Consider the following 23,062-nt stretch of genomic DNA (forward strand, 5'->3'; position numbering starts at 1 on the left):
GGCGCACCCACAGGTGAGGACTGCGGACGAAGCATGAGTCATGCGCGCAACCATGGCGGCGACCACTTCCCGACACGGCTGTTCCGATCGTTCAGGCACCGGGTGGTGGGTCCTCTGCTGCCGGTCCTGATCCTTCTCGTCATCATGCTCGTCGGTCTCTTCGGCGAGGCGGGGATGATCTGGCTGCCTCTGCTGGCGGCGGGGCCCGCGCTGGCCGCCACCACGAACGGCCCCCGCGGCGTCTTCTGCGTCGGCCTCCTCGCCGCGGTGGTCGGCACCACGCTCGGCGCCCGGGTGGGTGCTCCCGGCCGCGAGGTGGCGGCCGTCCTGGCCGCCCTGGTGGCCGTCACCCTGGCCAGTGCCCTGGCCAGCGCGCTGCGCGGACGCCGCGAGCGGGTCCTCGCGGACGTCCGGTCGGTGGCCGAGGCCGCCCAGCACGCGCTGCTCAGGCCGGTCCGGGCGACCGTCGGTCCCTTCGAGGTCGCCGTCCGTTACAGCGCCGCGGCCGCGGAGGCCAGGATCGGCGGCGATCTCTACGCGCTGGTGCCCACGCCCTTCGGCGTACGGCTGATCGTCGGTGATGTGCGAGGCAAGGGGCTGCCCGCCGTCGGGACCGCCGCACTCGTCCTGGGTGTCTTCCGGGAGGCCGCCTACGACGAACCCGATCTCCTCGCCGTCGTCGACCGGATCGAGCGGAGCCTCGCGCGCAACCTCGGTACGGACGACTTCGTCACCGCCGTGGTCGCCGGATACCCGCGCCCGGGCGAGCTGGAGGTGGTGAACTGCGGACACGCGCCGCCGCTGCTGGTGAGCGACTCCCGAAGCGTCACGGCGGTGGAGCCCACGCACCCCGCGCCGCCTCTCGGGCTGCGCGCCCTCACCGACCAGACGCCGAGCCTTCAGGTACTGCCCTTCGCCGACGGGGACCAACTGCTGCTCTACACGGACGGGGTCGTCGAAGCCCGGGACGGTCACCGCGAGTTCTACCCGCTCGTCGAGGGCCTCTCACGCCACCTCTGCGACGAGCCGGAGCGCACGGTGGACGCGATCCACGAGGAACTGCTGGCACACGTCGGCGGTCGGCTCCACGACGACGCGGCCCTGCTCCTGATCCGCAAGCCGGTCGCCGCCGCGCCCTCGGTCCCCCAACAGGCTGGCCCGGAGGAACTGTTGGGTGACCAGGCGGCATGACGGCCGCATCCGCGGGGGGTGCCGAACCCGATGCCGGGCGACCTTCCGACAGGGGACTGCCGCGTACCGGTAACAGCTGTTGCCGTCGGCGTCCGGCGAAGACAGGGTCGGGCGCGCGCGTCGAGGACGAGCACGCGGGGAGCCGGTCAAGGCCCGGGCCAAGGACCGTGGCCCTGCCGCTCGGTGAGTACATCGCCGCCCCGGTCCTGGTGCGGGATCCCGGCTGCCCGTCCGAGGGATCGGCGCGCTGCTGCGCGACCCGCCGCGAGCGGCCTGGATCGGGCCTCGGGGACTTCACCGAACGTGCACACAACTGCACACGCCTCCACCTGAACTTAAAAGTTCAAGCGCTACGCTCGTCGGCAGTTCGAGCGGCCGAGCAGCCCCACGGCGCGCCGCTCGCTTCCCCCATCCTCAGGAGACGCGCGTGCGCGACGGCGACATAGTGGTGATCGGCGGAGGCTACGCGGGCGTCCGGCTGGCGAAACGACTCGACACGACGGCCCGGGTCACCCTGGTGGACCGCAAAGAGGTGTTCTTCCACCGCATCGCCTCGCTCCGGGCCGGCGTGCGCCCGGAGTGGTCGGTCACCCCTTTCATCCCGTACGACCGGCTGCTGCGCGACGGCCGGGTGGTCGTCGGCAAGGCGGTCGGCATCGACACCGACGGCCGGCAGGTCGTGCTGGCGACGGGCGAACGGCTTCCCTATGACGTCGTCGTGATCGCCACCGGCGCCGACTACCCCGAACCGGCCCGCTTCACCGGCACCACCACCGAGGAGACGATCACGTCCCTCGCAGGCCACCAGCGCAAGGTCGCCGCCGCCGAACACGTCCTCGTCGTCGGCGGTGGGCCCTCCGGCGTCGAGCTCAGCGCCGAGATACGCCTGGCCCGACCGGACGCCCGGGTCACACTCGCCCACGCCGGGAGGGCGCTGCTCGACTACTCCGGCAGCGAGCGGGCCGGGCGCCGAGCCCTCGCCTGGCTGGAATCCCACGACGTGGAGGTGCGCCTCGACTCGTTCATGTCCCCCGGCAACGACTTCGGCACCTACCGCGACGCGCGCGGCCACGTCATCGACGCGGACCTCTCCTTCTGGGCGACGGGGACCACGCCCAACACGCTCTGGCTGCGGCTGGCCGGACACGGCGACTGGCTGAACGCGGCCGGACACATCAAGGTCGACCGCAGGCTCAGGGTCGAGGGGCGCCCGGACGTGTTCGCGGTCGGTGACGTGAACGACGCCACCGAACAGAAGATCACCCCGGCCGCGCTGGCGCAGGCCGACCTCGCCGCGCACAACATCCGCGTCCACCTGAGGAGTTCCGGCAGGCACCGCAAGGAGCCCCGCCTCTACCGGCCGGTCCGGCGCACCCCGCTGATCGTGCCCTTCGGTGCCGCCGACGGGTTGACCGTGCTGCCCGTGCCGGGCGGCGAGAGCGCCGTACTGGGCAGCCGCACCTCGGTGCTGGCCAAGGCCAAGACGCTCATGACCCCCTACATGAGACGCCAACTCGGCTACAGCGCCGGCTGAACCACCTGCCGCGGGCCACGGCGGCCGTCGGCCGTCGATCGACCGGGTCGGCTCGCCGAGCCGAGCTGTCTTCGGCTCTCGCGGGCGGGGTGAACCGCCCGCAGGTCGACCCCCATCGGTGATCCGCCGAACGCCCTCGTGCCTGCCGGTACCCGGCGTTCTCACCCTCCAGCGGTGCGAGGCGAGGCCGTGCTGCGGCGGACGACCAGACGAGGCGTCATCGTCGTCTGCATGGCGCGGTCCCGTTGCCCTTCCACGCGCTCGATGAGCATCTTGGCGGCGGTGGCCCCCATCGTGTGGCCGGCCTGGTCGACGCTGGTGAGCTGTACCGGAGCCAGGGCCGCGGTGGCGGTGTTGTTGTAACCGGCCAGGGACAGATCCTCCGGGACGCGCAGTCCCAGCCCGTCGGCCGCGCGCAGCACACCCAGGGCAGCCACGTCCGCGCCGGTCATGATGGCGGTGGGCGGCTCGGCACCGGTCAGCAGTTGCATGCCGGCCTTGTAGCCGCCGTCGTCGGAGTAGGCCGCCTGGAGGACGTGGGCCTGCTCCTGGAGGCCGTGCCGCTCCATCGCCTCCAGGTAGCCCCTGGTCAGCACGATTTCCGGGGTGCGCTTCCACAGGCTCGCCCTGGTTCCGGGCGAGGCCACCAGGGCGATCCTGCGGTGGCCGAGGGACACGAGATGGTCCACCGTCAGTCCCGCTCCGGTGCCGTCGGCGTCCACCACCGAGTCGTGCACCTCCGCGGTGTCGTGATGGCCGATGACGACCGTGGGGGTGACGGCCGCCATGGTGAGGACCTCACTGCGCGGCGCTCCGGGGGCGATCAGGATCAGGCCGTCCATCTGACGGTCGACCATGGACCGGATGGTCCTGGTCTGGTCGTCCGCTCCGAACCCGGCCGCTCCGATCAGGACGGTGTACTCGCTGTCGAGCAGCTGGTCGCGGATCCCCTCGAGGATGTCGGCGAAGAAGGAGTTGCGGATGTTGTCCAGCAGGACGCCGATCGTGTAGGTGCGCCCCCGCATGCCGCGGGCCGCGGCGTGCGGTCGGTAGTGGAGTTCGGCCATGGCGGCGCGGACCCGCTCCCGCATGGCGGGGCTCACCCCGTAGGCGTTGCGCAGCACCTTGGAGACCGCCGCGGTGGAGACGCCGGCGTGCCGCGCCACGTCCGTGATCGTGACGCGTTTCCGCTTCGGCGTCGAGTCCATGCGTGGCGTCCCCCGATTCCTCGTGCTCCATACAACGCTCTACATGATCGCTCGCCCCCGGTCGAGCCGTCCGGCCGCCTTTTCATGATTTCACGGCCCGGTGTCGTGACACGACAGTGGGGAAGTGCGCCGTATTGCCCCCTCTCAGGAGAACGTTGCACTCAACGTTTGGCCGCTCGGCCTCGCTTCCTGACGCGGCCGTCCCATGCCCCCGCTCCGTCGGCTGCGCCGGGCCCGGGTCCTCGACGAAGGCGGCCGGGGCCGGCTGCTGCCCTCCCGGCTCGCCGAACACCGGGGGACCCGCCACGCCTGCCGCGGCAGGTCGGTCCGGGCCGAACCGAGCGACTCCGCCGGACTCCCGCTGCCCGCGTTCGCCCGGGGAGGGCAGTGACTCCTCCTGCGATAGAACCTCCGGGGCTGGGCACACGCTCGATGATCTTCATCGACGTACCGGGGAGGACGTACCGCCATGGCCGTACCGCCGCACGATCCGCAGTCCGCGCGCAGTCCGCGGCGGTTCGAACTCCGTTCCACCGCCGTGTACTTCGTGCTGCTCGCCATTCTGCTGGTCCTGCTGGGCACAGTCGCCCGCACCGTCGTGGCCGCGGCGGAGCGCCGCCCCGGCTGGGCTGTCGCGGTCGTGCTCGTCGGCGCCGCCGCTGTCCTCGCCGGGTGGCGCGGGCAGCGCAGGGTCTCGGCGGCGAGGCTCGCGCGCCGCACCGCGAGGTCCCTGGAGGCAGCCACGGAGACGGTGGTCGACGCCCTCGACGCCGCGCCTGCCGTGGTGTGCGCGGGTCCGGCCGGCGCGGGACTCGACATGGCGCCGACGATCCGGCTCGATCAGCCCCTCGACGACGTGCAGGCGGTCACCGAGGAGATCCGCTACGAGGAGGTGGACCCCTACGAGCTGGACCCCTACGAGTTCGAGCAGGCGATAGCCGAGCTGTGCCGGCGCGACGGCTGCACCGAGGTGGAGGTCGTCGGCGGGGCTGGTGATCTGGGCGCCGACGTCGTGGCGAGGACTCCCGACGGACGCGTGCTCGTGATCCAGTGCAAGCGGTACGGCGACACCCACCGCGTCGGTTCCCAGGACATGCAGCGCTTCGGCGGGACGTGCTTCCCCGTGCACGGGGCCGAGGTCGCGGCGGTCGTCACCACCGGCGACTTCACGGCGCCCGCCGTCGACTACGCGCGGCAATGCGGCATCGTGTGCGTGGACGGAGAGGATCTCCGGCAGTGGCGGGAAGCGGCGGGCCCGAGGCTGTGGGAGCCGGAGTTCGTGGCGGGCTGAACCGGCCGCCGTCGAGAAGATCCGGATGTACGGCGAGAGAGGCGGCGGACAGTGCGCGAGGAAGCGGGCGGAGAAGCACTCGGGGAAGCGGGCGGGAGCGCCTCCGCGTTGGTGGTGCGGCACCGGCCGGCCGGCTCGCCGGGCGCCGCGGTCGTGGTCCTGCACGGCGGCCGGGAGCACAGCCGGGAGGCGTCGCGTGGCTGGCACCTGGCCGCCCTGCGCATGCGTCCCGTCCTCCGGGCGGCCGCGGCCGCGACGGACCGTCAGGACGTGCTGGTCGGCGAGGTGCGGTACCGCTACCGGGGCTGGAACGCGACCGCGGACCCCGTGCACGACACCGTACGGGCCCTCGACGAACTGCGCCGGTCGGTCGGCGAGGTGCCCGTGACCCTGGTGGGCCACTCGATGGGCGGCCGGGCGGCGCTGCGGGCGGCGGCCGACCCCGCGGTGCGTGGAGTCCTCGCGCTGGCGCCGTGGTGCCCGACCGGCGAGCCGGTGGGCCATCTCCGCGGGAAGCGGATCGTCGTGCTGCACGGGGACCGCGACCGGGTGACCGATCCGGGGCAGTCCGCGGACTACGTCCGGCGGGCCCGGCAGGCGGCTGCGCAGGCAGGCATCGTCCTCGTCCGCGGCGGTGACCACGCGATGCTCCGGCGATGCGCCGACTGGCACCGTGCCACCGCCGCGATCGTCGCCCAACTCCTCGGCACAGAGCCGGTCGTGGAGGGCCTGGCCGGTGAGGCCTGCGCGGCGGAAGGTCCCCTGTCGTGGTGACGTAGGGCGGTGCGCGCGCCGGCGGAAGAGGGCCGCTCGGTGGGCGGCCGGGGCGCGTCCGAGGTACCTGTTCGCAGCCCGCCGCGACCGTTTCCGGGCCCCCATGGTCACCCGCACCCGGGCCATCGGGGACAATACGATGACGTCGCCCTGGGCGGTTGTGCTGACGAACCGTCAGGAGACGTCGCAAAAACGTCGGTTCGCCCCGTCGGATCGTCGGCCGTGTCCGAAGCAAGTCCTGCCGCGTCGGCCTGCCCGACCGTCCACGAAAGCAGAGCCCCCTAGGTGATCCCCGCCTTCGACGACACCCCGATCTACCACCGCCTCATCACCGAACGCGGCGACGTGCCCGCTCAGGTGCGAGGCGAGGCCGAACGCATCAAGCGAGACCTGGACCGGGTCATGAGCGCCCCGTCCTCCTTCACCCCCGGCCTGCCCGCGCAGCGGTCGTTCTTCTCGTGAGGTTCTGAGCCTGCGAGCTGCCGAGGCCCCTGAGCCCTGAAGTCCGGACAGCGCCCGACCGAGGCCCCCGGCAGCCCTGGGTGGCGTGGGCCCGCCCCGGCACCGGCAGCCGCATCCGACCAGGGACGATCCGAGGAGATCCGTGAACGAGGGCGAACTCGGCGCCGCGCCCCGGCCGTTGACGCTGCGCGACGGGAGGCCGGCGCGGGAGGCCTGGACGCTCGACCCGGACCTGCGGCATCTCAACCACGGCTCGTTCGGCGCCGTCCCACGGGTGGCGCAGGAGCGGCAGAACGCCCTGCGGGCCGAGATGGAACGTGCCCCGGTCGCGTGGTTCCCGTCGCTGCCCGGCCGGATCGCCGCGGCCCGCGAGGCCGTGGCGATCCGGCTGCGGACCGAGGCGAAGGACCTGGCGCTCGTGCCGAACGCCAGTGCCGGGGCCAGCGTCGTCTACGCCGCGCTGGCCGCCCGGCCCGGCGGCGACATCGTGGTCACCGACCACGGCTACGGCGCCGTCACCATGGGCGCGGAGCGGCTGGCCCGCCGCTGGGGGACCGGCGTGCGCACCGCCCGGGTGCCGCTGGCGGCCGATGCCGAGCAGGCGTACCGAGCGGTGGCGGCGCAGGTGGACGACCGGGTCGCCCTGATCGTCCTGGACCAGATCACCTCCGCGACGGCCCGGCTGATGCCGGTCGGCCGGGTGGGGGCCGAGGCCGCGCGGCGCGGGATCACCCTGCTCGTCGACGGCGCGCACGCCCCCGGTCTGCTGGCCGCGCCCCTGGACGGCCTGGTCTGCGACGCCTGGGTGGGCAACCTCCACAAATGGGGGTGCGCCCCGCGCGGCACGGCGGCGCTCGTCGCCCGCGGCCCGCTACGGGCGGATCTGCACCCGCTGATCGACTCATGGGGCGCGGCCGAACCCTTCCCGGACCGCTTCGACCACCAGGGCACGCTCGACGCCACCGGCTTCCTGGCCGCACCCGCCGCACTGGACTTCGTCGACGACACCTGGGGCTGGGACACGGCCCGCCGCTACATGGACGAACTGGCCGACCACGGCGCCCGGGTCGTGGCGGAGGCCTTCGGCCGGGCTGGGACACCCGCCGAGCCCGTCGACGTCGGCATGCCCGTCCCCGGGATGCGGCTGGTCCGCCTGCCCGCGGGCCTGGGCACGAGCCGGGTCGCTGCGGACGCCCTGCGCGACCGCGCGAGCGCCGGACTGGGCGTGGAGGCCGCGTTCACCAGCTTCGGCGGACGCGGCTACCTCCGGCTGTCCGCCCACGTCTACAACACCCCGGCCGACTACGCGTACTTCGCCGAGACCTGTGTGCCCGTCGTCGAGAAATGGGCCCGCGAGGCACGGGAGTCGTAGCCCTGCGTTCACCGTCCGCCCGGCGTGTCCCGCCCGTGGGCCGCCGCTTCGTCGGCTCGGCCGCCGGCGCCGAGCGGTCCGGTGGGCCGCAGCGGTTCCGCGGCCTCCAGGCGGGGCAGCGCACGGCGCGCCCGGCGGACGACCAGGGCCGGCAGCGCGGCCCGCGTCACCTGGACGAGACGCAGCGAGGCCGGGACGTAGACGGCGGTGCGCCGGCGTTCCACGGCTCTGGCGAGGCGTGTCGCCACGAACTCGGCGGAGAAGACGCGCCGGGCGGGCGGCGGCATGCTGCCGCGCAGCTCACGCAGGACCGCATGCCGGTCGGCGTCCCGGATCATGTCGGTGTCGGTCCAGTTCAGGTAGGCGATGCCGACGGCCACGCCCAGGTGTGCCGTCTCGGCCCGCAGCGCGTGCGTGAAGGCCTCCACGCCGGACTTCGAGGCGCAGTAGGCGCTCATCAGGGGCGCGGCTCCGATCGAGGCCAGCGAGGCGATCTGGAGGTGGTAGCCCGCCGACTCCACCAGGTCCGGCAGGAAGGTGTGGGCGGTCAGGGCGCTGCCCGTGACGTTGACGTCGATCACCCGCCGCCAGGAGGCCATGTCCGCCGAGGCGAACGGGCCGCCTTCCGCGATTCCCGCGTTCGCGACGACGACCGAGGGCGTCCCCAGCCGTGAGCGGACGACCTCGGCCGCCCGCTCCAGCGCCTCGCCGTCCGTGACGTCGGCCTCGACGGCCAGCGCGGGGGTGGGCAGCGACGCGGCCACGGACCGCAGCGCCGCCTCCTCGTGGCCGATCAGTGCCAGGCGGGCGCCGCGCCGTGCGAGTTCCCGGGCCAGCGCCGCGCCCACCCCGCGGGCGGCTCCCGTGACCACGGCGATGCGGTCTTCGAGGGGACTGTCGTGCACGGCGTACTCCGTTCCTCGGGTGTTCGGCGCGGTGATGCCGGTCAGCCGGCCGGCGGCTGCTTCGCGCCGGTGCGGTCCCGGCGGGCGAGCGCCCGCTGTACGAACGAGCCGCCCGGCGGGCGGTGCCGGCGCAGCGCGGCGCGGGCCGCGTTGGCGCCCGGAGCGCCGTGCACGCCGCCGCCGGGGTGGGCGCCGGCCGAGGCCAGGTACAGGCCGCGCACGGGCGTCTCCGGGCGCCCGCTGCCGGGCAGCGGCCGGAAGAGCAGCTGCTGATGCAGCGCGGTCGTACCGCCGTTGATCGCGCCGCCGTGCAGATTGGCGTCGAGGGACTGGAGCGTGGGCGGGGCGAGGATGCGGCGGGCGCGGATCAGGGACCGGAATCCGGGTGCGAACCGCTCGACCTGGCGCTCGACCCGGTCGGCCATCAGCTCCTGCTCGCTCGCGTCCCAGGCGCCGGTGAGATTCTCGTCGCCGGCGTCGCCCTCGACCGACTGGGGCACATGGGTGTAGGCCCAGGCCGACTCGGTGCCGGCGGGGGAGCGCCCCGCGTCCGAGGTCGTCATCTGGCCGAAGATGGCGAAGGGGCGGTCGGGAACCTGCCGCATGGCGAGCTGGGCGGCGAACCGGGTGAGCTCGTGGACGCCGTCGGCCAGATGCACGGTGCCGGCGCGACGCGCCGCCTCGGCCTGCCAGGGCACCGGCCCGGCGAGCGCCCAGTCGACCTTGAAGGTCGCGAAGTCCCACTGGAAGCGTTCCAGGTCGGTCAGCACCTGGGAGGGCAGGTGCTCCGGCTCCATCAGTTCGCCGTACAGCGCGGGGACGGAGACGTCGGCCAGTACCGCGCGGTCTCCCGCGATCTGCTCCCCGTCGGTGGTGCGCACGCCCACGGCCCGGCCGTCCCGGACCACGATCCGGCCGACCCGCTGCCCGCAGCGCAGTACGCCGCCGCGGGTCCGCAGCCGCCGGACCAGGGCCTCGGTGAGGGCGCCGGAGCCGCCGGCCGGCACGGGAAAGCCGTAGGACTGGCCGAGCATGGCCATCAGCCAGCCGAAACCACCGCTGCCGGCGGCCTCCGGCGCGAGATCGGCGTGCAGGGCGTTGCCGGCCAGGAGCAGCCGGCCGCCCTCGCCCCGGAACTCCTCCTCGCCCAGCCGTCGCACCGGCAGGGCCAGCGTCCGGGCCAGTCGCAGGCCGCCCGCCGCGCGCAGCCTGGTCGCCAGCCGGGCCGTGGCCCGCACCGGCGGGAAAGGGGTGAACAGCGCGTCGAGGATGTCCGGGCGGAGCTGGTCCCACACCTCGTACAGGCGGTGCCAGGCGGCGCCGTCCCCGGCGTGGAAGGCGTCGAGGGAGCGGGCGGTGACGTCGACCCTGCGGTCGAGGACCGCGCAGGCGCCGTCGGTGAGCGGATGGGCCACGACGCGGGGCGCGTGGCTCCAGCGCAGACCGTGTTCGTGCAGCCGCAGCCGGGCCAGGACCGGTGAGGCGGCGGCCAGCGGGTAGAACGAGCTGAAGAGGTCGCTGACGAACTCGGGATCCACCGACCGGTCGTGCCGCACCGCGCCGCCGGGCTCGGGCTGTTCCTCGACGACCTCCACGCTCCAGCCCGCGTCCGCCAGCAGGTTCGCCGCGACCAGCCCGTTGGGTCCGGCCCCGATCACCACCGCGTCAGGCATCAGCGCCTCCGTCGGCCTGCGGCCGCGCCGCTCCGGGCGTCCTGAGGGCGCCCTCGGACCGTCCGCCGCGGGCCTCGGACTCGCACACCTTCGCCAGCCGGCCGAGCAGGGCCCGGTGGCGGATCTGGGTCAGCATCTCCACACCGGCGTTGTGCAGCAGCCCGCCGACCCCCTGGAGCGGATGTTCGTCCAGGATCACCAGACAGTGGCGGCCCCACGGCCGCAGCTCGAAGGCGATCCGTGCGGTGCCCAGCACGCCGGCCCGCGCCTCCAGCTCCAGCACGTCGGGCTCCTGGCAGCGCCGCACGACCGTCTCGTTGGCCAGGCTGACGGGCCCCACCCGGATCGAGTAGGCGATCTTCGCGTCCACACGGGGCCACTCGCCCGTCATCTCCTGGGTGGACGACGTGCCCACCACCCACTCCGCGTAGCGGTCACCGTCGGCGAGGACGTCCCACACCGCCTGCGGACTCGCCTTGACCAGCCGATGCCGTACCGCCACCGTGCACCTCCCGCAGTCGCTGACACATGGCTCGCCGAGTGCCCGAAACGCCGGAGGTCAACCGCCGCCACACACGCGCACCGGCGCCGATGAACCCGCCCGTTGTCAGTGCCGTCATGAAGGATGCAGCTCATGAGATCAACTTCGGCTCAGCCGGGTAGGCGGTCTCATGTCCCCGCCGAGGAAAGGTCACCGATCATGCCGCCCACCGCCCTCCCGTCGCAGCTCCTCGACGTACGTACCGACGCGCACCCCTGGCAGCGTCGGAGCGACGAGGCACCCGGCGCGGCGGGCGCGGTCGTCAGGGCGGCAGGCGTGCCGCGCCCCCGCGGACCGCTCCCGCTGGGGCGCGAGGACACGGCACGTCCGGCGACGCGCCCGGCCCGCCCGCAGAACCTCGGCGCGGCCCGCCCGCAGGACGTCGGCGCCGCCCGTGCGCGAGACGTCGGCCAGGTCCGCGGCAGGCGGTCCGCGGGCACGGCACGCCCCGACGCGTCGCCGGGCCGCGCCGCGGCCGACGTGCTGCGCATCGTCTCCGATCCCCGTACGCCGGTGTTCGTCACCGAGCACGCCAGTGGACGCCGCGTGTACGGCTACTGGCGGCCGCTGGACGCGGACGGAGGCCGGGGAGGCTGCTACGTCGCGCTGTCCGCCGCCGAGTGCGACGAGCTGTACGCGGCCGGACGGATCACGGTCGGCGAGCCCGTCACGGACCCGACGAAGACGACCTACCGGGTCCGCGCCGCCCGCGGTCAGGCCGCGGGCGCTCGCCCCGCGGCCGCGCCGGCGCGGACGACGGCGGTCAGGGGACGCGCGGCGTGAGCCGACGGCCGGGGAAGCGGCTCGTCGGTCCGACCAGCCTGTCTGAACGGCGCGTTCGGGGGTAGCAGGACGACCGGAAGAGACAGCACGCCGACAGACAAGGGGAGGACAGGATGAGTGTCATCCAGCGCATCAAGATGTTCGCCAGGAGCCCGCAGGGGCGGCGCACCATGGAGCAGGCACGCCGTGCGGCGGCCGACCCGCGCCGCCGGGCCCAGGCGCGCGGCCTGCTGGCCCGTCTGCGCACACGACGTTGACGGCCGAGGGTGACTCCGGGGGAGCATCGGCCTCGCTCACACGTCGACACCTCGCAGCGGTAGCGCATGTGCGTCAGGTCGAGGTCGCCAGCTTCAGCGGCGACGCCCGCGCCGCCGCGGTCTCCACCGGCGGCGGTGCCACCCGCCACACGTTCCCCGCCACCGGCGACCGGGGGACCGTCGCCCGCGTCCATGCGCCGGTGACGCCGAAGGCGGGCGCCGGCACGATCACCTCTGACAGCGGGTCGGGCCACGCGCCGGACGTCGACCGGACCGACGTACCGCAGACCTCCTGACGCTCGGCTGTGCCCGACGAGGGTCCCGGTGACGGGGAGGCTCAGCCCGGGCGGGGCGCGTCCCGGTCCGACACGGGCCAGACGTACGGCAGATCGTCGGGCACACCGGGGAACAGGGACGCGTAGAACTCGGGGTCCTTGCGCACGAGCGCCGACCGGTGACTGCGGTGGAACGCGGGCTCGCCCAGCCAGGGCGGCAGCTCCCCCGCCTCGGCGAGCCGCTCCTGGCTGCGGACGTCGGCCGGCTGCCCGCCGAAGCCGGTCACCAGCGAGGCGGCGCAGGTGTCCGCACGTCCGGTCGCGGTCCACACACCGCAGACCTCGAGGCCGTAACGCACCAGCGCCTCCTCGTAGCCTTTCCACATGCGCACCGCCGGGTGGTGGCGCCAGCCGTAGCCGGCGACCGTCAGGCCCCGCAGCACCTGGAGCGCCTCGACCCGCTGCTTGCCCAGCCTGCGGGGGTCCAGGACGGCGGCCGACGCGGTGAAGTCCGGGTACGGCAGAAAGGTCTGCACGGTCCAACCCCCGTATGCGGGAAGCGATTTCACAGAGCGGCCGGGACGGTACGCCGATCGGCGGGCGCCGCCCCGGCCGGACCGCTCGGCTCAGGCCGCGGTGAACCTGTCCCACGCCCGGTGCCCGCCCAGCAGGGGGACGAGCTGTTCCAGCGCGCCGGCGCCGGTCTCGCCGACCACCACGCCCGGCGCACCGGTGGGTACTCCGGCCCCTTCGAGGACGGCTTCGCCGCCCGCCCAGGCGCCCAGGGCCTTGCCGTGCCGGAAGGCCTCGGACACCAGCAGGGTGACGCGGGGATCGCCCGTCAGCTGCTGCGCGGCGGCGGGGAACGCCTTGGCGTCGCGCGCGCCGTACGCGTCGCTGCCGACCCCGGGCAGCCCGGCCAGCAGCACCGCGTCGAACTCGACGGAGCGGGCGGTCGCGTAGGTGCGCTGCACGGTCACCGCGCCCTCCCCGGAGCCGAGGACGCCACCCGCCTGGGCGATGACCAGCGGGACCATGCCGCCCTCGACGATCGCCTCGCGCACGGCGCGCACGCCGTCCAGATCGCCGTCCGGGCCGACGACGATGCCGATGATCCGGCCGTCCGTCGGCCAGGTGTGGCCGAGCTGCGACAGCGCCGGGCTGGGCTCGACGTCGGCGAGGGGCACGGTGGGCGCGGGCGCCGGCAGTCCGAGTCCCGTCGCCACCTCGCTGCACAGCTCCGGGTCGATGTTGGCCAGGACCTGCAGAGCCCGCTCCCGGATGGCCTGTTCGTAGCACTTGCCGAGTTCGAAGGTGTACGCGCCGATGATGTGCTCGCGCTCCACCGGGGACATGCTGAGCCAGAACCGGCGGGGCTGGCTGAAGTGGTCCGCGAACGACTCGGGCGCCTCGCGGACCTTGGTGCTCTCCGGCACCCGCACCGGAGCCTCGATGAAAGCCCCGGTGTCGGCCCCCGCGAGGAACGGGCAGCCGCCGTCGAGCGAGTTGGGCCGGTAGGGGGCGACCCCCCGGTGCACGGCCGTCTGGTGGAAGCCGTCGCGCTGCATGTCGTTGACGGGTGCGTGCGGGCGGTTGATGGGCAGCTGCGGGAAGTTGGGGCCGCCCAGGCGGGTGATCTGGGTGTCCAGGTAGGAGAACAGGCGGCCCGCGAGCAGCGGGTCGTCGGTGATGTCGACGCCCGGCACGAGATGGCCGACGTGGAAGGCCACCTGCTCGGTCTCGGCGAAGAAGTTCGACGGGTTGCGGTCGAGGGTCAGCAGCCCGACCGGCTGTACGGGCGCGAGCTCCTCGGGCACGAGGTTCGTCGGGTCCAGCAGGTCGATGCCCTCGAACATCTGGTCCGGCGTGTCGGGGAACGTCTGGATGCCCAGCTCCCACTGCGGGTACGCGCCCGCCTCGATGGCGTCCGCCAGGTCCCGCCGGTGGAAGTCGGGGTCGACGCCGTTGATGATCTGCGCCTCTTCCCAGACCAGCGAGTGCACGCCCAGCTTGGGCTTCCAGTGGAACTTCACCAGCGTGGTCGCGCCTTCGGCGTTGACCAGCCGGAAGGTATGGACGCCGAAGCCCTCCATCGTCCGGTACGAACGCGGGATGCCCCGGTCGGACATGTTCCACAGTGTGTGGTGGGTGGCCTCGGTGTGCAGGGTGACGAAGTCCCAGAAGGTGTCGTGGGCGCTCTGCGCCTGCGGGATCTCCCGGTCCGGGTGCGGCTTGCCCGCGTGGATGACGTCGGGGAACTTGATCGCGTCCTGGATGAAGAAGACGGGGATGTTGTTCCCGACCAGGTCGAAGACGCCCTCGCTGGTGTAGAACTTCGTCGCGAATCCCCGGGTGTCCCGTACGGTGTCGGACGATCCCCGCGACCCCAGCACCGTGGAGAAGCGCACGAACACCGGCGTCTCCTCGTCCTCGGCGAGGAATGCCGCCTTGGTCACCGACGCCGCCGTGCCGTAGCTCTGGAACGTGCCGTGCGCCGCTGCGCCCCGGGCGTGGACCACGCGCTCCGGGATGCGCTCGTGGTCGAAGTGCATGACCTTCTCGCGCAGATGGTGGTCCTGGAGCAGCACGGGGCCTCGGGGCCCCGCCTTGAGCGAGTGGTCGGTGTCGTGGAGCCGGGTGCCCTGAGCGGTCGTGAGATAGCTGCCGGACTGCGCCATGCGGGCCTGATCGGCGCCCGTCGGCTGCCCGGTCGGCGACACGGTGTCGGGGCCGCTCTGATCCGGCTTGGGCGGCAGCGGGTCGCGGGGCTCGGTCGGCTCGGCGACGGAAGGGGACTCGGGTGCCGGCTTGCCGGGAACGCCCTCCTCCGGCGCCCCGCCGTCGCCCTGGAGGCTGTCGGTGATCTTCTGGGCCGCCCGCTTGAGGGGATTGGTCTCGCTCATGAAACGACAGTCCTCCAATGTGTAACGAAAGTGTATAAAAGGCACATTTGGTGTGTCACGCTCTCACGGCCCGCCCGGCCGTGCACCCGGCGTGCCCCGACGGGGTGAACGCCGGATCACCGGCTTCGGTCGGACCATCGGGGTTTCCGCGCCGGTCCGGTCCAAACGGCTTTCCGGCAGGTCACGCGTTTGGAGTGGTCACCGGCACGGAACCCGGGCAGCGGACGCGAGCGGCGCATTTCCGACGAGGGGCAGAACCGATGGATCGTGAAGAGGTCGAGGCCCGGTTGCTCGACGGGCTGACGGTGGACGACCGCATCCCGGAACAGCCGGTGCTGCTCGACGGCGAGCGTCAGCCGATCACGACCTGGCGGGAGAACCATCCCTACGACCGCAAGGTCAGCCGCAAGGAGTACGAGCGCACCAAACGCGTCCTCCAGATCGAACTTCTCAAACTCCAGCGCTGGATCAGTGACACCGGCGCCCGTCTGGTCGTGGTCTGCGAGGGACGGGACGCGGCGGGCAAGGGTGGCACCATCCAGCGATTCACCGAACGCCTCAACCCCCGTGGCGCGAGGATCGTGGCGCTGGGCAAGCCCACGGACCGGGAGAAGGGCCAGTGGTACTTCCAGCGTTACGTCGACCATCTCCCCGGCCCCGGTGAGATGGTCTTCTTCGACCGGTCCTGGTACAACCGGGCAGGCGTGGAACGGGTGATGGGCTTCTGCACGCAACGGGAGTACGAACTGTTCCTCAAGCAGTGCCCGCTCTTCGAGGAGATGCTCGTCGAGGACGGCGTCATCCTGGTGAAGTTCTGGTTCTCCGTGTCCCGGACCGAGCAGCGGACCCGGTTCGCGATCCGCCAGGTCGACCCGGTGCGCCAGTGGAAGCTCTCGCCCACCGACCTCGACTCCCTCGACCGCTGGGACGACTACACCACCGCCAAGGTCGAGATGTTCCGGGCCACCGACACCGCGCACGCCCCCTGGACGGTCGTCAAGAGCAACGACAAACGCCGGGCCCGCCTTGAAGCGATGCGCAGTCTGCTGCACCGCGTCGACTACACGGCCAAGGACGCCGACGCGGTCGGCAGAGCGGACCCTCTGGTCGTCGGGGCGGCCGCCACCCTCCTGGAGCCGGGCGAGGAGGACACCGTCCTCTCTCCGACTCCGCTGGCCTACCGGACCGAGGGCCCCGGACAGCATCCCGGCGGCCCGGCCTCCTGAGGGCGCGGCGGGGGAGCCGGCACCTGGTGCCGCAGCGCGCCGCAGGCGGGGCCCCGGCCGGTCGGTCAGGCCCGGCGCCGGCGCCGGCGCACGCAACCGGCGGCCGCCAGCAGGCCCGCCGCCGCCAGGCCGGCCCCGAGGCCGATGTCCCGGCCGGACGTTCCCGCGGTCACGGCGCCGCCGACACCGCCGCGCACGCCGAGAGTCGGCACCGCCGCCGGGCTGACCGCGACCGGCGCGGAACTGGTGGGGACCGGCGCGGGAATGCTCGTGGCGGGAACAAGAGTGGGCAGCGACCGGTGAGGAAGGACCTCGCAGGCGATGCCGTCGTCCCGCCCCTGGTCCTCGTCGAGACGGTTGGGGTCGCTGATGTCCCGGTTGAACTCCGCCTGGGCGTCCTCCTGGTAGCTGAAGTCGCGGCAGTCGAGGTCCTGGGCGTGGGCGACCGCGGACAGCGGAGCGAAGGTCAGGATCGTCGCGGCTATGCCGGCGACGACGATGCGATGGGCCATGGGTGTCTCCTCCCGGCCGGGGCGGCCGTCGCTTCGACGCTAGGCAACGACCGGCGCCGTCGCGCGGGGCGCGCGGCCATCCGGGTGGGCCCGCCCCGATCCGCCGGCCCCTGCGCCGGCGCGACCGATCCGGCGCAGGTGTGGCCGGCGCCGGCGCGGCAAGACGTCCTCCGACCGCCGCGAACCGCGGCCGGGGGAAGCCGCGAGCAGCCGGGCGAAGCCGGGAGAAACGGAGTGGACCGTGAGGGATCTGCTGGGGGGGTTCCGCAGTTTCGTCCTGCGCGGGAACGTGGTCGATTTGGCCGTGGGCATCGTGATCGGCGCGGCCTTCACCGCGCTCGTCAACGGCTTCGTGAAAGCGTTCCTGACCCCGATCGTGGGCTTCACGACCGGTGCGACGGGCGACTACAGCCGCAGAACCTTCACCGTCGGCGGGACGGTCTTCCCGTACGGAGGCTTCGTGAACGCCGTCATCGGCTTCCTGCTGATCGCCTGCGTCCTGTACTTCCTCGTCGTCCTGCCGGTCAACAAGCTGCACGAGCGTTTCGCCCCGCACCAGGACGTCCAGGCGGACAAGCGGGACTGCCCCGAGTGCCTCAACCCGGTGCCGGCCCGGGCACGCCGCTGCGGGTTCTGCACCAGCGAGCTCGTGCCGCTGCCCGACACGGCCGACGCGGGGGAGACACGGGCGCAGGCCTGACGGGCGCATGTCGGCGGGGGATGTCTTTCCCGGCCGTCACCGGGTACCCGGTGCGGCACCGAGAGGAAGGGGTGAAGGCGATGGCTGGAGCAGGGCGGTACGGCACGAACGGTGAGCGCGGCGCGCGGACCGCCGACGGCGGCGAGCCGGTCGGCGATCTGGTGCACCGTGCTTCGCAGCAGCTGACCGAACTGGTGCGCGGCGAGATGGAGCTCGCACGGGCGGAGATGGTGGAGAAGGGCAAGCGCTACGGCAAGGGCGGCGGACTGTTCGGCGGGGCCGGACTCTTCGGCTTCCTCACCCTTCAGGCGCTGGTCGCCACCGCGATCGCCGCGATCGCGGTGCCGCTCCCGGTGTGGGCCGCGGCCCTGATCGTCACGGCCGTACTGGCGGTGATCACCGCCGTGCTGGCCCTGACCGGCAAGAAGCAGGTCGCTGCGGCCGCCCCACCGGTGCCCGAGCGGACCGTCGACAGCGTGAAAGCCGATGTGTCGGAGATCAAGGAGAGTGCACGACGATGACCCAGCCACCCCACGACGAGCCCACCGCCGCCAGTCCCGAGGAACTGCGTCGACAGGTCGAGCAGACCCGTCACGAACTCGGTGAGACGGTCGAGGCGCTGGCCGCCAAGACGGACGTCAAGGCGCGCGCCCAGGAGAAGGCGATCGCCCTGAAGGAACAGGCCGGCGCGTTGAAGGAACAGGCCGGCAGCACGGCGGCGCACCTGTCGGAGCAGGCCAGGACGAAGGCGGCCGACGCCGCCCACCTGCTGGAGGAGAAGGTCCCGGCCCCGGTCAAGGACACGGCCACCGCGGCCGCCGTCCAGGTCAGGACCAAGGCCGGGCAGGCCGAGCAGCTGTGGCAGGACAAGGCGCCCCGACAGGTGCGCGACCACCGCGGCGCCCTCATCGGGGCCGCCGCCGCGGTGACCCTCGTCTACCTGCTGCTGCGCCGCGGCAGGAAGTAGCCGACGGCCGCACGGGCGCCGTCGGCCCACCGGGCGGACGGCGCCCTTCGCCGACCTGCGGATCACTTCACCGGATGTGAGACTGCGACCAAGCGACCGGTTCATCCGGTTCATCCGGTTCACCGGTCCGTCCGGCCCGGCAGGGATCAGCCCATCAGGTGGTGACGACGTGACGGCCGAGGTCTACGACGAGCAGCTCATGGACTTCCTCGCCGACCCCGCCAACCCGACGCTGGACCTGTCCACGGCGGCGGCCCGCTGCACCAAGGCACTCGGGTTCCAGCACGCCGTGGCCTACCTCGCCGACCTCCAGCAGCGCCGCCTCGTCCCGCTCACGGACATCGCCTCCACCCTGTCGATCGACGACTCGCTCGCGGGCTGGACCTACCGCACCCAGTCCCTGCGGGTGGAGGAATCGGAGACGGGCGGGATGACCGCATGGTTCCCGCTGCTCGACGGGGCCGAGCGGCTCGGCGTCCTCGCGGTCCACACCCAGGCGCTCACCGCGGCCTCGCTCACCCGGGGCAGAGCCCTCGGCACCCTGCTGAGCATGATGATCACGTCCAAGCGGGCCTACAAGGACTCCGTCGTCCGCAGGACACGCACCGCGCCCATGCGGCTCCCGGCCGAACTCCTGCGGGCGTTCCTGCCGCCCCGGACCATCGGCAACGGACACGTCGTCTCCACGGCCGTCCTCGAACCCGCCTACGAGATCGGCGGCGACGCCTTCGACCACTGCCTGACCGACACCACGCTGCACGCCACCGTCCTCGACGCCATGGGCCACAACCTGGCCTCCGGCCTGACCAGTGCCGTCTCGCTGGCCGCGTGCCGCAACGCCCGCCGCACCGGCGAGGACCTTCCCGACCTGGTCGACAGCGTGGACCAGGCACTGGCGGAATGGCTCCCCGACCAGTTCTGCACGGCCGTACTGACCCAGCTGGACCTCGCCACCGGCGTCCTGCGCTGGAGCAACTGCGGTCACCCCGCGCCCCTGCTCATCCGCGACCAGCAGCTGGTCGTCGACGCGCTGGAGCGGGAGGCGGACCCGCCGATGGGAATGCCGTTCCTGTTGGCCGGGCGATCGCGCCGGATCCATGAGCACGCCCTTCAGCCGGGGGACCGGGTCCTGCTGTACACCGACGGCGTCACCGAGGCCCGGACCCGGGACGGGAACCTGTTCGGCCTCGAACGCTTCGTCGACCACGTCATCCGGGCGACGGCCGCGGGAGAACTCGCACCCGAAAGCCTCCGGCGCCTCATCCACGCCATCCTGGACACCAAGAGCAGCCGCCTCCAGGACGACGCCACGATCCTGCTGCTCGAGTGGAATCCACCGTCACCGACATGACGGCGGCATCGAGCGGGCCGGGCGAGGTGGGGTCATGATGTGGCTCGCCGTCGTCTTCGCCGTCCTCGGCGCCGTCAGCAACGCGGTGGGCACGGCGTTCCAGCGCAAGGCCGCCTCCACGGTCGAACAGGGCGGCGGCATACGGCTGCTGGCCGCCCTCGTGCGGCGGCCCGCCTGGTCGATCGGTATCGCGGGAGTGGTGGGGGCCGCCGTGTTCCAGGCGCTGGCCCTCGTCAACGGCCCCATGGCGCTGGTCCAGCCCCTGTTCATCCTCGAACTCCCCTTCGCCCTGCTGCTTGCGGTGCCCCTCATGCACCGCAGGCTGTCGGCGGAAGGCTGGTGGGCGGTCGGGGCAGTGGTGGCCGGACTCGCCGTGCTCCTGGCGTCGGCAGCCCCCTCCGGCAGCCGGGAGCAGGCCTCCATGGCGCGCTGGATCCCGGTCCTGGTGCTCACCCTCGGCGCGATGGCCGTGGCGTTCCTCCTCGCGCGCGCCGCCTCCTCGCCGTTGTTCCGGGCCGCGGCGCTGGCCTCGGCCGCGGCGGTCGGCAACGCCCTGACCGCCGCCCTGCTGAAGTCGGCCACGGGACGCCTCGCCGACTCGGGCCTGCCGGCCTTCCTCACCGCCTGGCAGACCTACGGATTCGCGCTCACCGGGGTCCTGTCCCTCCTGCTGCTGGAGAACGCCCTGCAAGCCGGCCCGCTGGTCGCTTCACAGCCCGCGCTGACCATCGGTGACGCCGCGGTGAGCCTTCTGCTGGGCGTGGCGCTGTTCGACGAGAGCATCCGTACGGGCTGGTGGCTGCTGCCCGAGGCGATCGGCGCGCTCCTCATCCTCTGGGCCGTCGTACGGCTCACCCGGGTCGTGCCCCACCTCGTCGACGTCGTGCGCTGAGACCCGCTCGATCGGGTTCGACGATGGCGCATCCGGACGGCACGGACGGTGCCGCCGCCCGTGCCGTGCTGTGCTGATCCGGACAGGCCGGCGATCCCTGGCGCGAAGGAAGTGGCGACGATGGACGAGCTCGACGGTCCGGACCACCGGCACCGGCGCCCCCCGGGCGTCGACGACGAGACGGTGGAAGCGCTCGGCTCGCTGTCCAAAGCGCTGGAGACGATCGAACGGGCCCGAGGGCACCTGTACGCGTTCCACCAGCTCACCGGCACCGCGGACCTGGAACTTGACCGCACGGTCGGACTGCTGCGCGGGGCGGGCCACGAGTCCTGGGCCGAACGCGTCGAGACGGAGATTTTGGGACGCAACGTCATCCCGGGTCACTGGACGTTCCAGATCGTCGAGGCCTACGACGGGACGTACTACCGGGCGTTCAGGCAACTGGAGCGCGAGGCGGTGCGGCAGCTCGCCGACGGGCGCGACCACCTCTACGAGGCGGAGATGAAGGAAGCCCGCCGCACCCGCGACCACCCCGATCACACGGCCCGCCCCGACACCCCCGGCGCCCGCACACCGACCGCACCTTTCGACTGACGGCCCTTTCGGCCGACCGCCCTTCCGGCTGACGACCGGGGCCGCCGCCGGTCCCGGGCCGGGTCACAGACGCAGGACGACCAGGGCCGCGTCGTCGGTGGTGCCGGTGACGGGGAGGAGGTCGGCGAGAAGGGCGTCGGCCAGGGGTTCGGGGGACGAGTGTCTGTGGTGGGAGAGGGAGGCGGCGAGCCGGGCCAGGCCGGTGTCGATGTCCTCGTCGCGGCGCTCGATCAGGCCGTCGGTGTACAGGACGAGGGTGGCGCCCTCGGTGAATCCGGTGTGGGCCTGGGGGCGGGGGAGGTGTTCCGGGCGGGCCGCGAGCGGGGGGTCGGTGGCCTGGTCGAGGAAGGTGACGGTCCCGTCGGGGTGCACGAGGGCGGGCGGCAGGTGACCGGCGCAGCTGTAGGTGATGGTGTGGCTGTCCCAGTCGATGAAGGTCGTCACGACGCTGGTCGCCTCGGCGCCGTCGACGAAGCGGGCGTACAGGCCGAGGGCCTCCAGGGCCTGGGCCGGGCCGTCGGCCACGCGGCAGGCGGCGCTCAGGGCACTGCGCAGCTGCCCCATGGTGCACGCCGCCGCGAGGCCGTGCCCGACGACGTCGCCGACCGCGACCGCGAGGTTGTCGCCGGGCAGGTCGACCAGGTCGTACCAGTCGCCGCACACGTTCAGCGCGCCGACCGCGGGCCGGTAGCGCACGGCAGCGGCGTGCGGCCCGGTCGGCCCGGGCGCGGGCAGCATCGCGGCCTGAAGGGCCAGCGCGACCTCCCGCTCATGAGCGTGGGCCTGGCGGAGCCTTTCGTTGACCTCTTGCAGTTCGCGGGCCCTGGTGTACAGCTCGGCCTCCAGCACCCGGGCCCGGGCCCCGCCGTTCGGGCCGCCGCGGGCGTGGATGAGTTCGGTGACCTCCTCCACCCGGTGCACGACCAGTGCCACCTGCCCGTCGGGACCGTGGACGGGCGCGTTCACGGGGCTCCAGTAGTGCTCGAGCCAGACGCCGGGCCGCTGGGAGTCCTCGATGTCGTAGCGCAGCAGTGCCATCGTGTCGCGCTCGCCGGTGGCGACCACCCGCAGCATCGACTCCCGGGTCTCCCGCATGCCGGCCGCGGCCGGGTCGTTCGGGTTCTCGGGGAAGACGTCGAAGATGTACCGGCCGAGCAGCTGCTCACGGCTGCGTCCGGCCAGCCGCAGGAAGTCGTCGTTGGCGTCGGCGTAGATCAGGTCGGGCGTGAGGAGGGCCACCATGCCGGGCAGGGCTCGGAAGACCGCCACATAGTCGATCAGGGGTTTCCGCATGTCCAGCCGCCTGTCTCGGTGCCGAGCGTCACTGTGCCGTTCCACGATAGAAGGGAGATCGCGACGGGGCCCGGAATCGGTCCTCGCGGGCCCGACGCGTTCCCCGGACGCGCACGACGCAATCGGCTGCGGCGGGGGGCGGGGCCATGCGGTCCGACGCCGGGGCGCTTCGCTTCCCGGCTCACCCGGTCGGCGCCCCGTTCCGCCGGTGCCGGCGCTGCCACCGCCGAGCGCAACCGCCTCCGGGCTGCCGCGGACGATGTCCGGCCGACGGACGGCCCCGAGGCGTGCCACGCGCTGCGGAGGCGGCTCGTGCCGTCGCCACGGCTGACTCGCCAGAGTGCACGGGCAGCCCCGC

General features: G+C 73.2%; 25 protein-coding genes. 17 read left to right on the plus strand and 8 right to left on the minus strand.

The window, feature by feature from the left end; translation table 11 throughout:
- Positions 1-33 precede the first annotated feature (33 nt).
- Both QF030_RS36890 and QF030_RS36895 read left to right on the plus strand, forming a co-directional pair.
- Positions 34-1,191, plus strand: coding sequence for a PP2C family protein-serine/threonine phosphatase (locus QF030_RS36890; protein WP_373428859.1), 1,158 nt, complete (start codon positions 34-36; stop codon positions 1,189-1,191).
- A gap of 427 nt (positions 1,192-1,618) precedes the next feature.
- Entirely contained in the window at positions 1,619-2,725 is a 1,107-nt protein-coding gene (locus QF030_RS36895) for an NAD(P)/FAD-dependent oxidoreductase (RefSeq protein WP_307166906.1), read from the plus strand.
- 161 nt (positions 2,726-2,886) lie between these two features.
- Here the strand turns inward: QF030_RS36895 and QF030_RS36900 are convergent, their stop codons facing one another.
- Positions 2,887-3,933, minus strand: coding sequence for a LacI family DNA-binding transcriptional regulator (locus QF030_RS36900; RefSeq protein ID WP_307166907.1), 1,047 nt, complete (start codon positions 3,931-3,933; stop codon positions 2,887-2,889).
- Positions 3,934-4,138: 205 nt separating this feature from the next.
- On the opposite strand from QF030_RS36900, the gene QF030_RS36905 reads away from it, so the two are divergent.
- From QF030_RS36905 to QF030_RS36925, 5 genes are all read left to right on the plus strand, one after another.
- Positions 4,139-4,324, plus strand: coding sequence for a hypothetical protein (locus QF030_RS36905; RefSeq protein ID WP_307166908.1), 186 nt, complete (start codon positions 4,139-4,141; stop codon positions 4,322-4,324).
- A 78-nt stretch (positions 4,325-4,402) separates the two neighbouring features.
- Positions 4,403-5,224 (plus strand): restriction endonuclease, encoded by an 822-nt coding sequence (locus QF030_RS36910; protein ID WP_307166909.1) that lies wholly within the window; start codon positions 4,403-4,405, stop codon positions 5,222-5,224.
- 51 nt (positions 5,225-5,275) lie between these two features.
- A complete protein-coding gene (locus tag QF030_RS36915; protein WP_307166910.1) occupies positions 5,276-5,998 on the plus strand; it encodes an alpha/beta hydrolase in 723 nt (240 codons plus the stop codon).
- A gap of 285 nt (positions 5,999-6,283) precedes the next feature.
- The gene (locus QF030_RS36920) at positions 6,284-6,460 is read left to right on the plus strand and encodes a hypothetical protein (RefSeq protein WP_307167863.1); all 177 of its coding nucleotides are present in this window, start codon (positions 6,284-6,286) and stop codon (positions 6,458-6,460) included.
- A gap of 142 nt (positions 6,461-6,602) precedes the next feature.
- Positions 6,603-7,832, plus strand: coding sequence for an aminotransferase class V-fold PLP-dependent enzyme (locus tag QF030_RS36925; RefSeq protein WP_307166911.1), 1,230 nt, complete (start codon positions 6,603-6,605; stop codon positions 7,830-7,832).
- An 8-nt stretch (positions 7,833-7,840) separates the two neighbouring features.
- On the opposite strand, the gene QF030_RS36930 is transcribed toward QF030_RS36925, so the two are convergent.
- Genes QF030_RS36930 through QF030_RS36940 form a run of 3 tightly spaced genes read right to left on the minus strand, consistent with a single transcriptional unit; the run spans position 7,841 to position 10,912 of the window.
- On the minus strand, positions 7,841-8,737 hold the full coding sequence (locus QF030_RS36930; RefSeq protein WP_307166912.1) for an SDR family oxidoreductase: 897 nt from the start codon (positions 8,735-8,737) through the stop codon (positions 7,841-7,843).
- Positions 8,738-8,778: 41 nt separating this feature from the next.
- Positions 8,779-10,410, minus strand: a complete 1,632-nt coding sequence (locus QF030_RS36935) for a phytoene desaturase family protein (RefSeq protein ID WP_307166913.1) — start codon at positions 10,408-10,410, stop codon at positions 8,779-8,781.
- Entirely contained in the window at positions 10,403-10,912 is a 510-nt protein-coding gene (locus QF030_RS36940; protein ID WP_307166914.1) for an SRPBCC family protein, read from the minus strand. The genes QF030_RS36935 and QF030_RS36940 overlap by 8 nt, the downstream gene beginning before the upstream one ends.
- 198 nt (positions 10,913-11,110) lie before the next feature.
- On the opposite strand from QF030_RS36940, the gene QF030_RS36945 reads away from it, so the two are divergent.
- From QF030_RS36945 to QF030_RS36955, 3 genes are all read left to right on the plus strand, one after another.
- Positions 11,111-11,734, plus strand: a complete 624-nt coding sequence (locus QF030_RS36945; RefSeq protein ID WP_307166915.1) for a cell envelope biogenesis protein OmpA — start codon at positions 11,111-11,113, stop codon at positions 11,732-11,734.
- 113 nt (positions 11,735-11,847) lie between these two features.
- A complete protein-coding gene (locus QF030_RS36950; RefSeq protein ID WP_307166916.1) occupies positions 11,848-11,991 on the plus strand; it encodes a hypothetical protein in 144 nt (47 codons plus the stop codon).
- 68 nt (positions 11,992-12,059) lie between these two features.
- The gene (locus tag QF030_RS36955) at positions 12,060-12,287 is read left to right on the plus strand and encodes a hypothetical protein (protein ID WP_307166917.1); all 228 of its coding nucleotides are present in this window, start codon (positions 12,060-12,062) and stop codon (positions 12,285-12,287) included.
- 41 nt (positions 12,288-12,328) lie between these two features.
- Here QF030_RS36955 and QF030_RS36960 read toward each other — a convergent pair whose 3' ends face one another.
- Both QF030_RS36960 and QF030_RS36965 read right to left on the minus strand, forming a co-directional pair.
- Complete coding sequence (locus tag QF030_RS36960; RefSeq protein WP_307166918.1) at positions 12,329-12,802, minus strand: MSMEG_6728 family protein; 474 nt, start codon at positions 12,800-12,802, stop codon at positions 12,329-12,331.
- Between the two features lie 90 nt (positions 12,803-12,892).
- The gene (locus QF030_RS36965) at positions 12,893-15,169 is read right to left on the minus strand and encodes a catalase (RefSeq protein WP_307166919.1); all 2,277 of its coding nucleotides are present in this window, start codon (positions 15,167-15,169) and stop codon (positions 12,893-12,895) included.
- A gap of 260 nt (positions 15,170-15,429) precedes the next feature.
- Between QF030_RS36965 and ppk2 the strand changes: the two genes are divergently transcribed.
- Entirely contained in the window at positions 15,430-16,395 is a 966-nt protein-coding gene (gene ppk2 / locus QF030_RS36970; RefSeq protein ID WP_307166920.1) for a polyphosphate kinase 2, read from the plus strand.
- A 65-nt stretch (positions 16,396-16,460) separates the two neighbouring features.
- Here the strand turns inward: ppk2 and QF030_RS36975 are convergent, their stop codons facing one another.
- Complete coding sequence (locus QF030_RS36975) at positions 16,461-16,907, minus strand: excalibur calcium-binding protein (RefSeq protein WP_307166921.1); 447 nt, start codon at positions 16,905-16,907, stop codon at positions 16,461-16,463.
- A gap of 250 nt (positions 16,908-17,157) precedes the next feature.
- Between QF030_RS36975 and mscL the strand changes: the two genes are divergently transcribed.
- The 6 genes from mscL to QF030_RS37005 all read left to right on the plus strand — a co-directional run bounded on the left by mscL (position 17,158) and on the right by QF030_RS37005 (position 21,411).
- Positions 17,158-17,607: a large conductance mechanosensitive channel protein MscL gene (mscL, locus tag QF030_RS36980; RefSeq protein WP_307167824.1), complete on the plus strand. Its 450-nt coding sequence runs from the start codon at positions 17,158-17,160 to the stop codon at positions 17,605-17,607.
- Between the two features lie 80 nt (positions 17,608-17,687).
- Positions 17,688-18,128 carry a phage holin family protein gene (locus tag QF030_RS36985; RefSeq protein WP_307166922.1) on the plus strand — a complete coding sequence of 147 codons (441 nt, stop codon included), beginning with the start codon at positions 17,688-17,690 and terminating at the stop codon, positions 18,126-18,128.
- Positions 18,125-18,574, plus strand: coding sequence for a DUF3618 domain-containing protein (locus QF030_RS36990; RefSeq protein WP_307166923.1), 450 nt, complete (start codon positions 18,125-18,127; stop codon positions 18,572-18,574). The genes QF030_RS36985 and QF030_RS36990 overlap by 4 nt, the downstream gene beginning before the upstream one ends.
- Before the next feature lie 199 nt (positions 18,575-18,773).
- Positions 18,774-19,925: a PP2C family protein-serine/threonine phosphatase gene (locus tag QF030_RS36995; protein WP_307167825.1), complete on the plus strand. Its 1,152-nt coding sequence runs from the start codon at positions 18,774-18,776 to the stop codon at positions 19,923-19,925.
- A gap of 34 nt (positions 19,926-19,959) precedes the next feature.
- Entirely contained in the window at positions 19,960-20,817 is an 858-nt protein-coding gene (locus QF030_RS37000; RefSeq protein WP_307166924.1) for a DMT family transporter, read from the plus strand.
- A 120-nt stretch (positions 20,818-20,937) separates the two neighbouring features.
- Positions 20,938-21,411: a hypothetical protein gene (locus tag QF030_RS37005; RefSeq protein ID WP_307166925.1), complete on the plus strand. Its 474-nt coding sequence runs from the start codon at positions 20,938-20,940 to the stop codon at positions 21,409-21,411.
- Between the two features lie 63 nt (positions 21,412-21,474).
- Here the strand turns inward: QF030_RS37005 and QF030_RS37010 are convergent, their stop codons facing one another.
- A complete protein-coding gene (locus tag QF030_RS37010; protein ID WP_307166926.1) occupies positions 21,475-22,704 on the minus strand; it encodes a PP2C family protein-serine/threonine phosphatase in 1,230 nt (409 codons plus the stop codon).
- Positions 22,705-23,062 lie beyond the last annotated feature (358 nt).

It is taken from the genome of Streptomyces rishiriensis, from assembly GCF_030815485.1.
GTDB lineage: Bacteria > Actinomycetota > Actinomycetes > Streptomycetales > Streptomycetaceae > Streptomyces > Streptomyces rishiriensis_A.

What these genes read in the sequence shown, in the direction of transcription:
- QF030_RS36890 (WP_373428859.1), top strand. Translation starts at nt 34, where the DNA reads ATGAGTCATGCGCGCAACCATGGCGGCGACCACTTCCCGACACGGCTG.
- QF030_RS36900 (WP_307166907.1), bottom strand. Translation starts at nt 3,933, where the DNA reads ATGGACTCGACGCCGAAGCGGAAACGCGTCACGATCACGGACGTGGCG.
- QF030_RS36905 (WP_307166908.1), top strand. Translation starts at nt 4,139, where the DNA reads ATGCCCCCGCTCCGTCGGCTGCGCCGGGCCCGGGTCCTCGACGAAGGC.
- QF030_RS36910 (WP_307166909.1), top strand. Translation starts at nt 4,403, where the DNA reads ATGGCCGTACCGCCGCACGATCCGCAGTCCGCGCGCAGTCCGCGGCGG.
- QF030_RS36935 (WP_307166913.1), bottom strand. Translation starts at nt 10,410, where the DNA reads ATGCCTGACGCGGTGGTGATCGGGGCCGGACCCAACGGGCTGGTCGCG.
- QF030_RS36945 (WP_307166915.1), top strand. Translation starts at nt 11,111, where the DNA reads ATGCCGCCCACCGCCCTCCCGTCGCAGCTCCTCGACGTACGTACCGAC.
- QF030_RS36950 (WP_307166916.1), top strand. Translation starts at nt 11,848, where the DNA reads ATGAGTGTCATCCAGCGCATCAAGATGTTCGCCAGGAGCCCGCAGGGG.
- QF030_RS36965 (WP_307166919.1), bottom strand. Translation starts at nt 15,169, where the DNA reads ATGAGCGAGACCAATCCCCTCAAGCGGGCGGCCCAGAAGATCACCGAC.
- ppk2 (WP_307166920.1), top strand. Translation starts at nt 15,430, where the DNA reads ATGGATCGTGAAGAGGTCGAGGCCCGGTTGCTCGACGGGCTGACGGTG.
- QF030_RS36975 (WP_307166921.1), bottom strand. Translation starts at nt 16,907, where the DNA reads ATGGCCCATCGCATCGTCGTCGCCGGCATAGCCGCGACGATCCTGACC.
- QF030_RS36985 (WP_307166922.1), top strand. Translation starts at nt 17,688, where the DNA reads ATGGCTGGAGCAGGGCGGTACGGCACGAACGGTGAGCGCGGCGCGCGG.
- QF030_RS36990 (WP_307166923.1), top strand. Translation starts at nt 18,125, where the DNA reads ATGACCCAGCCACCCCACGACGAGCCCACCGCCGCCAGTCCCGAGGAA.
- QF030_RS36995 (WP_307167825.1), top strand. Translation starts at nt 18,774, where the DNA reads ATGGACTTCCTCGCCGACCCCGCCAACCCGACGCTGGACCTGTCCACG.
- QF030_RS37000 (WP_307166924.1), top strand. Translation starts at nt 19,960, where the DNA reads ATGATGTGGCTCGCCGTCGTCTTCGCCGTCCTCGGCGCCGTCAGCAAC.
- QF030_RS37005 (WP_307166925.1), top strand. Translation starts at nt 20,938, where the DNA reads ATGGACGAGCTCGACGGTCCGGACCACCGGCACCGGCGCCCCCCGGGC.
- QF030_RS37010 (WP_307166926.1), bottom strand. Translation starts at nt 22,704, where the DNA reads ATGCGGAAACCCCTGATCGACTATGTGGCGGTCTTCCGAGCCCTGCCC.